This window comes from Streptomyces sp. NPDC059169 (genome assembly GCF_042755225.1).
Classification (GTDB): Bacteria; Actinomycetota; Actinomycetes; order Streptomycetales; family Streptomycetaceae; genus Streptomyces.
In genome coordinates this window covers 297,763-310,210 of the sequence record NZ_JBHZCF010000005.1, presented here as the reverse complement: position 1 = coordinate 310,210, position 12,448 = coordinate 297,763, and the positions used below count along the sequence as shown (strand labels likewise).

Below are 12,448 nucleotides of genomic sequence, written 5' to 3'. Positions count from 1 at the left end.
GGCGGGCCGGGGGGTTGGGGCCGTCTTTTTGGTCCCTCCCCCCACCCACCCCCCCCCCCCCTCCCGGTGGGCGATACTGGGTTCGAACCAGTGACCTCTTCGGTGTGAACGAAGCGCTCTCCCACTGAGCTAATCGCCCGGGAACGCACTGAACCATACAGGTACCCGCGGGTCTCCTTCAAACTCCCTTCAAGCCCCCGCCAGGTACGCCGCCAGCCCGCGCCGCCCGCTCCTCATCATCAGCGCGTGGTTGGCCCGGAACACCGGGCGCCCGGGCACGGCGAACCGTCGCATCAGCGGGCTCCGCACCTCCACCTCCTGTTCGTACCGCGCCCGGGTCCCGCCGCCGGGCAGGTCCTCGAGCGTCCAACGGGCCCACCCCTCCAGGTCCCCGCCCAGTTCGGCCTCCAGGAGCAGTGCGCCCGGGTCCCGGCGCCGCTCGCGGACGGTGACGACCAGGTCGTAGGGGAGGAACGACCGGAAGCGCGCGACACCGCTTTTCTCGTCGAAGGCGCTGACCTCGCGGACCTGCCGCCACCAGAGGGGGTAGTCCTGGGTCCGCTCCAGCACCGCGTACACCGCCCCGGGCGAGGCGGGCAGCTCCCACGTGCTGCGGAAGCGGTAGTGGCACCAGTCCATGGTCCGAGTGTGCTCCCGCGGTGGCGTACTCACGCGCGATCTGAGTATCCGCGCGCATGCCGCGGGAACGTGGCCCGCACCACACTCCCCGCATGGACAACCCGACTCCGCCCGCCGAGGAGCTCCGGCTCATCGACGGGGAGCTAGCTCGACTCGACGCCCGGCGAGCCCAGTTGCTGGCCCGCCGGGCGTGGCTGCTGCAGGCGCTGCACCCGGCCACCGGTACCCGGGCGTGGCCCGTGAGGACCCCGCAACCGACGGCCGACGCCTCCTCTCCGAGCGCCCAGACCGTGCTGCTCGCCCTCGGTGGGATCCTGCTGGCCGTAGCCGCCGTCGCCTTCACGGTCGTCAGCTGGGGGCACCTCGGCATCGGCGGCCGCGCGCTGGTCCTCGGCGCGGTGACCACGACCGTCCTCGCTGCGCCGGCCCGGCTGCTGCGCCGGGGGCTCGGGGCCACCGCGGAGTCGGTGGCGGCGGTCGGCCTCGTCCTCACGGTCCTCGATGCGTACGCCGTCCACCGGGCGGTTCTGCCGGACACTCGGGCCGCGGGCTACGCCGCCTGCGCCTGCGCCGTCCTCGCCGCGCTGTGGGCCGGGTACGGGACGGCGCTCGGACGGCTGCGCGCCCCGCTGCCGGCAGCCGTGGTCGCCGCCCAACTCCCGCTGCCGCTCTGGGCCCTGACGGTCGGGGCGGGCCCGTTGACGACCGGTTGGTCGATGCTCGCAACCGCCGCGCTGGACGTCGCGGTCGTGTTCCTGGCGAAGCCGACGGCGGTCCGTGGGGTCGCCCTCGCGGGTGCGGTAACGACCGGGGGTTGGGCCGTGCTGTCGGGGCTCTGGCCGTCGGTCACGGCCGTCTCGGCGGAAGGGGCAGCCGGGCCGGGTGCCCTGCTTCTCGCGGCCTCGGGGCTCGGTCTCTGCGCGGCGTGGCGGGCGCCGGAGTCAGCTCCGGCAACCGCTGCGGCGGCCGGGCTGGCGGCGGTCGCGGGCGTCGGCGGAGTGATCCGCCCCCTGCTGCCGGGCGGTTGGGCGGTGCTCGGGTACCTGGCATGCGGCATCGCGCTGGTGGTGGCCCTTCGGACCTCCGCTCCTCGGGGGGTACGGATCGGCCTGGGAATCGCCTCCGGGGTGGCCCAGGGCGCGGCGGTGCTGTGGGCCGCGCCCGGCGTGGTCCTGGCCGTCGTCCGGCCGCCGGCGGGCGGAGGCGGCATCTGGGCGGGTCGCCCGGAGCTCACCGCCGTGTGGCCCGGCAGCACCACCGCCCCGGTGGTCCTGGCCGCGGTCGCAGCGGCCCTCTGGGCGACGGCCCGTTACGCCGCGGACCGTGCACTCCCCCGGGTGCCGATGGTGTGCGGCGCGCTCGCCCTCCTCTGGTGCGCGGTCGTCACGGCCCCGGCGGCCCTGTCCCTCTCCTTCCCGGCGACCACGGCCGTCGTGCTCGCCGCGGCGGTGGCCGGCCTGGCCGCGGCCACCCGCCCGTCCCTGGGCGCCCGGCGTGCCGGTTCCACCGTGGGCGGGCCTGCCGTCACCGCACGCGCGGTCGACGGGCGGAAAACCGCTCGGCAGGCGGATGCGACCCGCGGTCCGCTCCCGCCCCGCGCCACCGACGGCGGGCCGGATCCGATCGCGGTCACCGCACTCGTCTGTGGCATCGCCGGTGGCCTCGGCGCCGTGTTGCTGGGCCTGGCCACCCGGCCCGCCACGTTCACCGTGCTGGGGGTGCTGGTCGCGGCGTTCACGGCGGCCGCGGTCACGGCGCGCGGCGTACTGCGCACCGTCCTCGGCTGCTCCTCCGTGGTGGTGACGGCCGGGCTCGTCGCATCGACCGCCGCTGCCGCCGGGCTGTCCGCACCCCGTATCGGGCTGGTCCTCCTCGCCGTCCCCGCCGGCACCGCACTCCTCGGAGCCCGGCTGGGCGACCGGCCGGTGGCACTGCCGGTCGAGCTCACGGGCGCTGCCTCCGCGGTGGTCTCCGTCGCGCTGACCGTGCCGCACCCGCCCTCCCTGGCACTGGTGCTCGCCCTCGCGGGCGTCGTGGCGGCGGGTACGGCGGTACGGGCCGAGCGCCGGCCGGCGGCCGGATGGGCGGCGACGGTGCTCTTCGTGGCCGCCGCGTGGGTGCGGCTCGCCGCCTCCGGAGTGTCGGCGCCCGAGGCGTACACGATCCCGGTCACCGTTCCCGCACTCGCCGTCGGCGTGCTGCGGCGGCGCCGCGATCCCGGGGCCTCCTCCTGGACGGCGTACGGCCCCGGCCTCGCCACCACCCTGCTGCCCGGCCTCGTGGCCGCGTGGGGTGACGTGAGCTGGCCGCGGCCGCTGGCGCTCGGCCTCGCCGCACTCGCCCTGACCCTCACCGGCGCCAGGCGGCGGCTGCAGGCCCCGCTCCTCCTCGGCGGGCTGGTTCTCGCCCTGGACGCGCTGCACGAGCTGGCCCCGTACGTCGTCCAGGCCGTTGGGGCACTCCCCCGCTGGCTGCCGCCCGCCCTCGCGGGGCTGCTGCTGCTCGCCGCCGGAGCGACCTACGAACAGCGACTGAGCGACGCCCGCCGAGTGCGCAGGGCCCTGAACCGGATGCGCTGATCGAGTGAAATCGCCGAAGGCCCCGGAGACAGTGGTCTCCGGGGCCTTCGAGCCGGGTGGTGGGCGATACTGGGTTCGAACCAGTGACCTCTTCGGTGTGAACGAAGCGCTCTCCCACTGAGCTAATCGCCCGGGCGCACCGCAAACATTACCGCATGTCAGCGGTGCTCCATGACCATCTCCGCCGGCCCCGGTCTCACTCGTGGATCTTCCACGGCATGACGATGCCGAGCTTCCAGACGTAGATCCCGAGCAGCACCGCGACGATCACCAGGCCGGTGACCGTCAGAATGATGTTCCTCCGGCGCACCTTGGGGTCGAGTGCCCGTTGGGCCGCATCGGTCACTTTCCGTTTCGTCCAGCGCAGCACGAGCTGCGCCCAGACGAACTCGGTCGCCCAGATCGCCATCCCCGCGAAGATCACCAGCCAGCCGGGGCCGGGTAGCGGCAGCATGACGATCCCCGCCCCGACCACGGCCAGGCCGACGATGAACACGCCCACCTGCCAACTGAGATGTAGGGGCCGACGCGCCTTGACGAACCGCGGCGCCCGGGAGCCCAGGGGCCGCTCCTCCGTCACCGTCGCGTCCCCCGTGGCGGCCACCGGGACCGCCGGAGCGGCACCCCGCTCCCGCTCGTCACTCTCCGCATTCATGGAGCCCAAAGTACCCGACGGACGCGGGCTCCGGAATGACCGTCGAGTCGGACTCGCGGCTCCTCCGAACGGGGTACCTGAAGGATCACAAAACAGACAGAGGGGTTTACAACGGCACCGTATGTGGCATGTCGATTTCGCCGACGTGCGAATCCCCGAGCGCACACTGAGCGAAAGGCCCTGGCGCTTATGAACACCACGGTCAGCTGCGAGCTGCACCTGCGCCTCGTTGTATCGAGCGAGTCCTCACTGCCTGTACCCGCGGGCCTGCGGTATGACACGGTCGATCCCTACGCCGTGCATGCCACCTTCCACACCGGAGCCGAAGAGACGGTCGAATGGGTGTTCGCCCGCGATCTCCTCGCAGAGGGCCTGCACCGGCCCACCGGCACCGGTGATGTCCGAGTCTGGCCGTCGCGCAGTCACGGCCAGGGCGTCGTGTGCATCGCTCTGAGCTCCCCGGAGGGCGAAGCCCTCCTGGAAGCCCCGGCGCGTGCCCTGGAGTCGTTCCTGAAGCGTACGGACGCCGCAGTGCCCCCGGGCACCGAGCACCGCCACTTCGACCTCGACACTGAGCTCTCGCACATCCTGGCGGAGAGCTAGGACCAAGCCGAGGACATGCGGCCGCCGTCCGACTCGGGGAGACGGCACCGCTTCGAACAACCACACACGGCACGCTCCGGCGCCGCCGTCGCGGAATCCACCGCGGCGACGGCGCCGTCGCCTTTCCGGACGACCGGCTAGAGTCAGCGCAATTCGGCGGGCGCCCGCCCGCAGCTGCCAGGGAGCAAACCGTGCTGATCCCTCACGACACCCGCATCGCCCTCGACACCGTCGTGGACCTGATGAACACCGCACCGGAGGGCGACGAGGCGGACGAGCTGAAGGACCTCCCATCGCTGTACGCGTTCGTCCGCAGCCACAACGTCAGCGACGTGGGCGATCTGGGCGAACACGACCTCGCGGCCGTGCGGCAGGTGCGCAGCCGGTTCACCGAGGTGTTCGGGGCACCGGACTCCCGCACCGCCGCCGACTTGATCAACCGGCTCGTGGCCGCGGCGGGCACCACCCCGCAGCTGACGGACCACGACGGCTACGACTGGCACGTCCACTACTTCGCGCCCGGCGCATCGGTCGCCGAGCACCTGGCGGCGGACTGCGGTATGGCGCTGGCGTTCATCGTCGTGGCGGGCGAGCAGGAGCGGCTGCGGCGATGCGAGGCACCCGACTGTGGGCGCGCGTTCGTCGATCTGTCCCGCAATCGCTCCCGGCGCTACTGCGACAGCCGCACCTGCGGGAACCGGCTGCACGTCGCCGCCTACCGCGCGCGCCGCAAGGAAGCGGCCGGCTGACGGCGCCCACAGCGGGGCTCACAGGAGGAAGAGGTCGTGGACGGCAGCCATCAGCAGGAGGCAGCCGATCACCCCGAGGAAGATCATCAGGGGCGGCTGGGAGAGCGCGAAGAGACAGCCACGCGGCTCGTCGGCGGGGGCGGGGGTCTGACCCCGGGAAGTATCCAGCATCTCGGGGTGATGATGACGCAGGGCCGCGTTCAACGATCAACCAACACGCCCCCCGCCCGCGGGAGTTCACCCTATCCCGTGGACCCGCGGGGCCGCGCCGGTTGCCGTGCCCCTGCCGTGTCAGATGCCGTGCTTCTTGAGGATCGCTTCGATATCGCTGAAGTCCTCGCCCTGGCCGGCGGCCGGGGCCTTGCCCTTCGACCGCGTCTCCGGTCGACCCGCCGGAGCGACGGCGGGGGCGGAGGCCGCCGGTGCGACGGCCCCGGGCCCGCCCGCGTCCCGCGTCGCCTTGCCGAGGCGACGTCGCTCCACTCCGCGGGTGGTCGCCAGGAGCAGCCACGCGAGTCCGAGCACCCCCACGCCCACCCAGGCCGTCAGGCTGAACGCGGTGTCGGCCAGCCACTGGACGACACCGGTCAGCACCAGCCCCAGGGGGACCAGCGCATAGGCGGCGATCCTGGCCGCGGTCAGGAATCGTTTCCGGTACGCCGTGACCGCGGCGACGCCCAACCCCGCAGCAGCCACTGCGGAGCAAATGGTCTCGGCAAGCATCCGGTCCTCCAAGGCGAGCATCTCGTGGGGCCGTCCCAGGCAGAGCCGGGGAGGATATGTCCCTTCCATCCTGCACCGTGAGGGGGCGCCGAGGCCATGGCCCGCGAGGACCTCAGGGAGATCTCCGGGACATCCTCCTCCCCAGGTCCGAGGGATCCGGGTTGGGGCGGGTCCGGCACGGCTGGAAGACTGCTCCCATGAGCGACTCCTCCCCCACCGCCCCCGTCGTCCTGGACGTCTGGTGCGAGCTGCAGTGCCCCGACTGCCGCACCGCACTCTCCGATCTCGCCGCGCTGCGCGAACGGTACGGCGACCGGTTGGAGCTGCGACTGCGGCACTTCCCACTGGAGAAGCACAAGCACGCGTTCGCCGCCGCGCAGGCCGCGGAGGAGGCCGCGGCCCAAGGCAGGGGCTGGCCGTACGTGGAGGCGGTGCTCGGACGGGTCGAGGAGTTGAACCGCGAGGGGGAGGCGTTCCTCCTGGACGTCGCACGTGAACTCGGCCTGGACGCCGAGGAGTTCGATACGGCCCTGATCGACGGACGGCACATCCTGATCGTCGACGCCGACCAGGCGGAGGGCAAGGCCATCGGTGTCACCGGCACCCCGACGTATGTCATCGGCGGGGAGCGGCTCGACGGCGGCAAGAGCCAGGAGGGACTGCGCGCCCGGGTGGAGGAGATCGCCGACCGGCTCCTCGCCCGACCGACGGGCGCATAGCCGTCCGGGCCACCGCGCCGGAGGGCCGAGTTCCGGCGCCGGACCACTCGCCCACGCCCCGCTAGAGCAGTTGCTTCGCCACGTTGACGCGGGTCGTCACGTAACCGAGCGACGCGTAGAGGCGCAGGGCCGGGGTGTTGTTCGCGAAGACGTGCAGTCCGATCAGGTCCGCCGCGGCGTCGGACCGGGCGACCCGCTCGGCGAGCAGCATGAGGGCCCGGCCGTGCCCTCGACCCCGGTGCCGCGCGGCCACCCCCACGTCGTACACGTACGCCCCCCGCTCACCGGGCCGCACCTCGCGCTCGCCGACCCACACGTGGCCCACCGGAGTGCCCGCGGCTTCCAGGACCCTCATCCAGGTACGGCGGGTGGCGAGCCCGTCGCCGAGCTGTTCGCGGTGGTCCGCCTCGGACTTCGCACGGGCCTGCTCGGTGGGCATGCCCCGCCCGGTCCAGGCCCGTGCGTAGTCGTCGACGGCGGTGTCGAGCCAGTCCTGGAACTCGGCCTCGGTCATGGGCCTCCCGCGGACGCCTTCCGGGAGCTCGGGCAGCGGCCCGACGGGAAGCTCCTTGAGCATGTTGCGGCTCTGCTCGACGTAGCCGAGCGCAGTCGAGAGGCGCAGTGCAGCGGTCGCCTCCGCCGGCACCGACGCCCTGACGCGGTCGCACCCCCAGCCCCGCAGCACTTCTTCCGCCGCCAACGCCGCGACCGTCCCGCGCCCGCGCCGCCGGTCCGGCTCGTCGATGTGCAGCGAGCGCACGACCCCGGCCGACGGGCCCAGCGCGGGGTCGGTGGAGAGCTCGACGGCACCGACGGGTCTGCCGTTCACGCAGACGTCGTAGCCGCGTGAGGTGGCGCCGTCCGCGCCGCGCTGGAGCGGCCCGGACGGCCGCAGGGTCGTGGTCATCCCCAGTGTTCTACCGGGTCTGCCGCCGCGCGTCACCGGGTTCGGCGGCGGACGTGCTCAGACCTCCCGCGGATCCGGGTCGGCCGCGGAGCGCTCCTCGAAGATCCGCATCGCCTTCGCGGTCACCGGACCGGGGGCGTCCGGCAGGAGTCGTCCGTCCACCCGCCGGACGGCCTGGACGTCGCGGAGTGTGGAGGTCAGGAAGACCTCCTCGGCCCGCTCCAACGCGTCCAACGGCAGGTCCGTCTCGCGGGCGCCCGCCCACTCCACGACCAGGGCGCGGGTGATCCCGGCCAGGCAGCCGGACGTCACGGGCGGGGTGTGGAGCTCGCCGTCGAGCACGACGAAGACGTTGGAGCCCGTCCCTTCGCACAGTTGTCCGACCGTGTTGCCGAAGAGCGCCTCCGAGGCCCCGTGCTCGCGCGCTCGGGCGAGGGCCACGACGTTCTCCGCGTACGAGGTGGTCTTGAGTCCCGCGAGCGCGCCGCGCTCGTTGCGGGTCCATGGGACGGTGATCACCGCCGTGGAGTCCGGGCGCCGCGGGGACTCGCCGACCGCCACCACGAGCGTGGGGCCGGCCTGACCACGGTCCGAGCCCAGCGGGGAGAGGCCTCCCGTGTAGGTGATCCGCAGGCGCCCCAGGGCGCAGGGGTTGGCCTCCAGCACGGCGTCGCACGCCCGGCGCACCTCGTCGAGGTCGGGGGCAGGCAGACCGAGGCCGGCGGCGGAACGGGCGAGTCGCCGGAGGTGGCGGGTGAGGGCGAAGGGCCGTCCCGAGACCGACTTGACCGTCTCGAAGATCCCGTCGCCCACGGTCAGTCCGTGGTCGAACACGGACACCAGGGCGGTGTCGGCGTCCCGCAGTCCGCCATTGACCCAGATCCTCATCACGCGGTCCTTCCACTCTGCGCGTACGTTCCCGACGCTACCGCGAGCAGCCGGGAGGCCTTCAGCTCGGTCTCGTCCCACTCCCGTTCCGGGTCGGATCCCCAGGTGATCCCGGCTCCGGTGCCGAAGCGCAGCGCGCCCGCGGCCCGGTCGATCCAGAACGTGCGTATCCCGACGGCCAGCTCACCGGTGCCCCGGTCGGCGTCGACCCACCCGATGCCTCCGCAGTACGGCCCGCGGGGCACCGGCTCCAGGGCCTCGATGATCCGCAGGGCGCTCGACTTGGGCGCGCCCGTGACCGACCCGGGCGGGAAGGTCGCCGCCAGCAGTTCGGACCAGCCCGCACCGGCGGCGAGCCGGCCCCGGACGGTGGAGACCAGGTGGACCAGGCCCGGGTGCGACTCGACGGCGCAGAGCGCGGGGACGGCGACGGACCCGGTCGCGCAGACCCGACCGAGGTCGTTGCGGACCAAGTCGACGATCATCACGTTCTCCGCCCGGTCCTTCTCCAGGAGGTCCGCGGCGGTACGTCCGGTCCCCTTGATCGGCCCGGACTCGACGGTGCTCCCGTCCCGGCGCAGGTACAGCTCGGGGGACGCGGTGGCGATCTCCACACCGTGCGCGGGAAGCCGGATCGTTCCTGCGTACGGTGCCGGGTTGCCGCGCGCCAGCAGCGCGGTCAGGACGTCGACGTCCGCCGCGGCGGGATCGGGCAGCGGCGCGGACAGCACGCGGCAGAGGTTCGCCTGGTAGACGTCGCCGGCCGCGATGTGCGCGCGGATGCGGCGGACACCGTCCGTGTACGCTGCGCGGTCCAGCGAGGAGGTCCAGTCGTGCGCCCCGGGGCCCCGCCAGCGCGCCGGTTCGGGCTCCGGCACCGGGGTGTGCCGCACGTCACCGAAGCGGGCGCAGGTCAGCCGGCCCTCGAAGTCCGCTGCGACGGCCCAGAAGCCGGAGGAGTCGAGGGCCCCTGGGTCGCTGGTGACGTCCCTGAGGTCGGTGGCGAAGAGGCCGCCGAAGCGGGCCAGAGGAGCGAGGTCATGCACGGCTGTGAGTCTATGACCGGCCCCGCCCGGCCGCTCCGGCGGTGAACCCGCGGTGAGCACGGGTCAGCACGCTGCGGAAACGCGTTTTTGTACTGGCCCGGGAATCCGCTAGAGTTCAACACGTCGCCGGGACGCGAAAGCGGAACCGAAACGACAGGCGGACGTGGCTCAGTTGGTAGAGCATCACCTTGCCAAGGTGAGGGTCGCGAGTTCGAATCTCGTCGTCCGCTCGACGTGGGGGATCTTCCCGACCCCCGCACACTCCGGGGTGGAGTGGCCGAGAGGCGAGGCAACGGCCTGCAAAGCCGTCTACACGGGTTCAAATCCCGTCTCCACCTCCAAGGACGATTAGCTCAGCGGGAGAGCGCTTCCCTGACACGGAAGAGGTCACTGGTTCAATCCCAGTATCGTCCACGCAGCACCCACGATCTGCGGGTCGTGGTCCCGAGGACGATTAGCTCAGCGGGAGAGCGCTTCCCTGACACGGAAGAGGTCACTGGTTCAATCCCAGTATCGTCCACGCACCCCGGAACCCCCGGCCGCCTCGCGGCCGGGGGTTCCGCCGTCCCCACCGGGAGACCCGGCCCACGGGGGTACCGGGTCGCGCCGATCAGGAGGAGAAGAGCATCCGACCGAAGCCGCGGTGGCCGTGGTGCCCCCCGTGGCGGCCGTGGTGCTGCGCGCCCCAGGCGGGCTGGGCGGGGGGCGCGGGATATGCCTGCGGAGCGGGCGGCGCCTGCTGCACCCACTGGGCCTCCAGGCGGGTCAGTGCCTCCAGCTCGCCGTAGTCCAGGAATATCCCCCGGCAACCGCTGCACTGCTCGATCTGGATGCCATTGCGGTTGTACGTGTGCATCTGTGCGTGGCACTTGGGACACTGCATCGTCGGCTCAGCTCCTCACCGTTCGGTTGGTGGGGTTACCCCCGGACCAAGACTATGCCGGGATCACGCGCCCAACTCGGGCGGGAGAGCGGCAATTCGGGCACATGCATCGATCATCGACTGCTCGACGTCGTCCGGATCGCGTTGTTCGGTCGCGCACTTGGCGAGGGCGACGGCCGCCGTCTGCACGGTCAGCGCTCGCGCGGGAACGTCGAGCCGCGCCCAGGGGTCGCCCTCCTGCGGAACGGCCGGGCCGCCGGACGCGCGGTACGCGGTGAGGAACCGGTTCCAGACGTCCGGGGCCAGCAGGCCTGCCGCGAACCAGGCCGCGGGGCGCGCGAGGTCCCAGGCGGGGTCGCCGAGGCCGAGGTCGTCGACGTCGATGAGCAGCCAGGGGCCGTCGTCCGCCGGGTACCGGACGAGCTGGCCGAGGTGCAGATCGCCGTGGCAGACCCGGCCCCGGGGCGCGGGGGCGGCGTCACGGGCCCAGCCGGGCAGCCGGTGCCAGGCGTCGAGCACCGCCCTGGCACCGGACAGCCCGCCCGCCGCAGCGATCATTCGGGCCACGGCCGCGGCCGCCTTGGCAGGACCGCGCATGGGCGGCAGCACGCCGGGCAGCTTGGACGGCGGAACCGTGTGCAGCCGGGCCAGCAGGACCCCCGTCTCCTCCCAGGGTGCGGCCCCGGGGTCCGCGGGGTCTACCGGACTCCCGTACGGCCACGCGGACAGCGGGCGCCCGCCCGGAGCGGTCCGAGGGCCGGGGATCGGCGGCAGCAGGATCCCGGCCAGCCGGGGATGCCCGGCGACGGCGATCCTGAGACGGTGCTCCTCCGGGTCGGTGCCGACCGCGTGCGCCTTGGCGACGGCCCGACCGTGCCGGACGACGACACCGTCGGCACGCTCGGCCAGGACTTCCCCGCCCTGCCCGCAGGCCCGGCACGCGTTCTGCCCCGGCGCGTGGGCAGCGGCCCGCGCGGCCTGAGAAAGCACGCGCACCAGCATGTGACTGTCCTGCTCCACCCGGCGAGCCTACGGGCCGATCGATCGGCTGCCTCCTCCGGGTCGCGAAGGAGCCGGGACCGCCGGCCGCAGCACAAAAGAGCGCTGGCCGGTCAGCTCCCCAGCTGACCGGCCGAACGCTGTCGTCCGCCGCTCCCCCGTCCCCACGGGGCTATGGGCCGGATGTCCCGGCCCGGGCCGCTCTCCCGGGCCCGGGGCGCCGCTCAGCGCCCCAGCATCATGCCCACGGACGACGCCTGTGTGACCACTGCTTCCCAACCGCCGAAGACGACGACCAGCAGGGTCGCGAGGGGAAGAACCATGGCCGTCGCCACCAGCGGGTGGCGCCGTCCGGACCGCCGGCCGCCGAACGCGGCGCGCGCCGTGCGCCCCTGCGCCGCGCGGATCATGGTCCGCGTTGCCGTGTCCGCCATGGTCCCTCTCCTGTCGTGTGACAGCGGCGGGCGCTTGGCCTCGGGGGACGAGTTCTGCACCCACCGCTTGAGAGAAACACTAGGGAAGCGACACGGCCGTGGCGTCATGCCCGCGTACCCCTTGGCTGGCCTCCAGGAGGATGAGCCCCGGGCCCCCGGCGTACTCCCCTGGGTGGAGATCCGCTGCTACGCCTGGGGGTCATCCCTGAGGGGACGCCCCTGAGCCTCCCTCCGAGGCGTGCTCCGCCGGCACCGGCTGCTCGACGAGCGCCAGCACCCGATTGGCCATGAACCGGGCGGTACGCACCACGCCACCGTTGCGAGTGACTTCGCTCACTTCCACCACACCCCTTCGGACGGCAGTCTCCACCCGGCGTCCAGCCCTGCTGGCCACCACTTCGTACGTCCTCGTGGTGTCCCCGGCGTCCACGACGATCTCCACACGGTCGCCCTTCACGGATCCAATCCCCCTTCTGCGACGCACTCTTGGGATCGCGCACGGGCCATGAGCCCCGGTTCCCGGGCCCTCCTGACCACTCTTCAACTTTCCCACCCAGCACTGACAATCGATTGGTCCGCGAGGGCGCGGCCTATGAGCACACCGGCCTACGGGTACGTAAGCTG

The 12,448-nt window shown here is 73.0% G+C and carries 15 protein-coding genes and 6 tRNA genes; 8 read left to right on the top strand and 13 right to left on the bottom strand.

Going from position 1 to position 12,448, the window contains the following annotated elements:
- Nucleotides 1-67 precede the first annotated feature (67 nt).
- Both ACFXOM_RS12105 and ACFXOM_RS12100 read right to left on the bottom strand, forming a co-directional pair.
- Nucleotides 68-139: transfer RNA gene (locus ACFXOM_RS12105), tRNA-Val, on the bottom strand.
- Nucleotides 140-189: 50 nt separating this feature from the next.
- Nucleotides 190-639: an SRPBCC family protein gene (locus ACFXOM_RS12100; RefSeq protein ID WP_384943828.1), complete on the bottom strand. Its 450-nt coding sequence runs from the start codon at nt 637-639 to the stop codon at nt 190-192.
- 92 nt (nt 640-731) lie between these two features.
- Here ACFXOM_RS12100 and ACFXOM_RS12095 point away from each other — a divergent pair, with 92 nt between their 5' ends.
- Nucleotides 732-3,218 carry an SCO7613 C-terminal domain-containing membrane protein gene (locus tag ACFXOM_RS12095; protein WP_384938139.1) on the top strand — a complete coding sequence of 829 codons (2,487 nt, stop codon included), beginning with the start codon at nt 732-734 and terminating at the stop codon, nt 3,216-3,218.
- A 57-nt stretch (nt 3,219-3,275) separates the two neighbouring features.
- On the opposite strand, the gene ACFXOM_RS12090 is transcribed toward ACFXOM_RS12095, so the two are convergent.
- Both ACFXOM_RS12090 and ACFXOM_RS12085 read right to left on the bottom strand, forming a co-directional pair.
- A tRNA-Val gene (locus tag ACFXOM_RS12090) sits at nt 3,276-3,350 on the bottom strand.
- 64 nt (nt 3,351-3,414) lie between these two features.
- Nucleotides 3,415-3,873: a TIGR02611 family protein gene (locus tag ACFXOM_RS12085; RefSeq protein ID WP_384938141.1), complete on the bottom strand. Its 459-nt coding sequence runs from the start codon at nt 3,871-3,873 to the stop codon at nt 3,415-3,417.
- A gap of 189 nt (nt 3,874-4,062) precedes the next feature.
- Here ACFXOM_RS12085 and ACFXOM_RS12080 point away from each other — a divergent pair, with 189 nt between their 5' ends.
- Nucleotides 4,063-4,476, top strand: a complete 414-nt coding sequence (locus tag ACFXOM_RS12080) for an SsgA family sporulation/cell division regulator (RefSeq protein ID WP_384938144.1) — start codon at nt 4,063-4,065, stop codon at nt 4,474-4,476.
- A 191-nt stretch (nt 4,477-4,667) separates the two neighbouring features.
- Complete coding sequence (locus tag ACFXOM_RS12075; RefSeq protein ID WP_384938147.1) at nt 4,668-5,225, top strand: CGNR zinc finger domain-containing protein; 558 nt, start codon at nt 4,668-4,670, stop codon at nt 5,223-5,225.
- Between the two features lie 18 nt (nt 5,226-5,243).
- Here ACFXOM_RS12075 and ACFXOM_RS12070 read toward each other — a convergent pair whose 3' ends face one another.
- The gene (locus ACFXOM_RS12070) at nt 5,244-5,396 is read right to left on the bottom strand and encodes a hypothetical protein (RefSeq protein ID WP_384938150.1); all 153 of its coding nucleotides are present in this window, start codon (nt 5,394-5,396) and stop codon (nt 5,244-5,246) included.
- A 120-nt stretch (nt 5,397-5,516) separates the two neighbouring features.
- Complete coding sequence (locus ACFXOM_RS12065; protein WP_384938152.1) at nt 5,517-6,017, bottom strand: hypothetical protein; 501 nt, start codon at nt 6,015-6,017, stop codon at nt 5,517-5,519.
- Nucleotides 6,018-6,145: 128 nt separating this feature from the next.
- Between ACFXOM_RS12065 and ACFXOM_RS12060 the strand changes: the two genes are divergently transcribed.
- Entirely contained in the window at nt 6,146-6,667 is a 522-nt protein-coding gene (locus tag ACFXOM_RS12060; protein WP_384938155.1) for a DsbA family protein, read from the top strand.
- A 61-nt stretch (nt 6,668-6,728) separates the two neighbouring features.
- Here the strand turns inward: ACFXOM_RS12060 and ACFXOM_RS12055 are convergent, their stop codons facing one another.
- From ACFXOM_RS12055 to ACFXOM_RS12045, 3 genes are read right to left on the bottom strand one after another with little or no spacing between them, the layout of a single operon-like run.
- Nucleotides 6,729-7,574: a GNAT family N-acetyltransferase gene (locus ACFXOM_RS12055; protein WP_384938158.1), complete on the bottom strand. Its 846-nt coding sequence runs from the start codon at nt 7,572-7,574 to the stop codon at nt 6,729-6,731.
- A gap of 57 nt (nt 7,575-7,631) precedes the next feature.
- On the bottom strand, nt 7,632-8,462 hold the full coding sequence (locus tag ACFXOM_RS12050) for an aminotransferase class IV (protein WP_384938161.1): 831 nt from the start codon (nt 8,460-8,462) through the stop codon (nt 7,632-7,634).
- Complete coding sequence (locus ACFXOM_RS12045; protein WP_384943830.1) at nt 8,462-9,508, bottom strand: chorismate-binding protein; 1,047 nt, start codon at nt 9,506-9,508, stop codon at nt 8,462-8,464. Before ACFXOM_RS12045 ends, ACFXOM_RS12050 begins: the two co-directional genes overlap by 1 nt.
- Before the next feature lie 157 nt (nt 9,509-9,665).
- On the opposite strand from ACFXOM_RS12045, the gene ACFXOM_RS12040 reads away from it, so the two are divergent.
- The 4 genes from ACFXOM_RS12040 to ACFXOM_RS12025 all read left to right on the top strand — a co-directional run bounded on the left by ACFXOM_RS12040 (nt 9,666) and on the right by ACFXOM_RS12025 (nt 10,028).
- Nucleotides 9,666-9,738: transfer RNA gene (locus ACFXOM_RS12040), tRNA-Gly, on the top strand.
- Between the two features lie 37 nt (nt 9,739-9,775).
- Nucleotides 9,776-9,849 (top strand) — tRNA-Cys (locus ACFXOM_RS12035).
- A 1-nt stretch (nt 9,850) separates the two neighbouring features.
- Nucleotides 9,851-9,922: transfer RNA gene (locus tag ACFXOM_RS12030), tRNA-Val, on the top strand.
- 34 nt (nt 9,923-9,956) lie between these two features.
- Nucleotides 9,957-10,028: transfer RNA gene (locus tag ACFXOM_RS12025), tRNA-Val, on the top strand.
- Nucleotides 10,029-10,118: 90 nt separating this feature from the next.
- On the opposite strand, the gene ACFXOM_RS12020 is transcribed toward ACFXOM_RS12025, so the two are convergent.
- The 4 genes from ACFXOM_RS12020 to ACFXOM_RS12005 all read right to left on the bottom strand — a co-directional run bounded on the left by ACFXOM_RS12020 (nt 10,119) and on the right by ACFXOM_RS12005 (nt 12,281).
- Nucleotides 10,119-10,391, bottom strand: coding sequence for a zf-TFIIB domain-containing protein (locus ACFXOM_RS12020; protein WP_384938167.1), 273 nt, complete (start codon nt 10,389-10,391; stop codon nt 10,119-10,121).
- A 63-nt stretch (nt 10,392-10,454) separates the two neighbouring features.
- Nucleotides 10,455-11,393, bottom strand: a complete 939-nt coding sequence (locus tag ACFXOM_RS12015) for a phosphotransferase family protein (RefSeq protein ID WP_384938242.1) — start codon at nt 11,391-11,393, stop codon at nt 10,455-10,457.
- A gap of 221 nt (nt 11,394-11,614) precedes the next feature.
- Entirely contained in the window at nt 11,615-11,824 is a 210-nt protein-coding gene (locus ACFXOM_RS12010; RefSeq protein WP_384938169.1) for a hypothetical protein, read from the bottom strand.
- A gap of 199 nt (nt 11,825-12,023) precedes the next feature.
- Nucleotides 12,024-12,281 carry a hypothetical protein gene (locus ACFXOM_RS12005; RefSeq protein ID WP_384938172.1) on the bottom strand — a complete coding sequence of 86 codons (258 nt, stop codon included), beginning with the start codon at nt 12,279-12,281 and terminating at the stop codon, nt 12,024-12,026.
- Nucleotides 12,282-12,448: the final 167 nt, after the last annotated feature.

Coding starts and splice junctions, on each gene's coding strand:
- ACFXOM_RS12080 (WP_384938144.1), top strand. CDS start 4,063: ATGAACACCACGGTCAGCTGCGAGCTGCACCTGCGCCTCGTTGTATCG.
- ACFXOM_RS12095 (WP_384938139.1), top strand. CDS start 732: ATGGACAACCCGACTCCGCCCGCCGAGGAGCTCCGGCTCATCGACGGG.
- ACFXOM_RS12010 (WP_384938169.1), bottom strand. CDS start 11,824: ATGGCGGACACGGCAACGCGGACCATGATCCGCGCGGCGCAGGGGCGC.
- ACFXOM_RS12085 (WP_384938141.1), bottom strand. CDS start 3,873: ATGAATGCGGAGAGTGACGAGCGGGAGCGGGGTGCCGCTCCGGCGGTC.
- ACFXOM_RS12100 (WP_384943828.1), bottom strand. CDS start 639: ATGGACTGGTGCCACTACCGCTTCCGCAGCACGTGGGAGCTGCCCGCC.
- ACFXOM_RS12055 (WP_384938158.1), bottom strand. CDS start 7,574: ATGACCACGACCCTGCGGCCGTCCGGGCCGCTCCAGCGCGGCGCGGAC.
- ACFXOM_RS12060 (WP_384938155.1), top strand. CDS start 6,146: ATGAGCGACTCCTCCCCCACCGCCCCCGTCGTCCTGGACGTCTGGTGC.
- ACFXOM_RS12015 (WP_384938242.1), bottom strand. CDS start 11,393: ATGCTGGTGCGCGTGCTTTCTCAGGCCGCGCGGGCCGCTGCCCACGCG.
- ACFXOM_RS12070 (WP_384938150.1), bottom strand. CDS start 5,396: ATGCTGGATACTTCCCGGGGTCAGACCCCCGCCCCCGCCGACGAGCCG.
- ACFXOM_RS12020 (WP_384938167.1), bottom strand. CDS start 10,391: ATGCAGTGTCCCAAGTGCCACGCACAGATGCACACGTACAACCGCAAT.
- ACFXOM_RS12050 (WP_384938161.1), bottom strand. CDS start 8,462: ATGAGGATCTGGGTCAATGGCGGACTGCGGGACGCCGACACCGCCCTG.
- ACFXOM_RS12065 (WP_384938152.1), bottom strand. CDS start 6,017: ATGGAAGGGACATATCCTCCCCGGCTCTGCCTGGGACGGCCCCACGAG.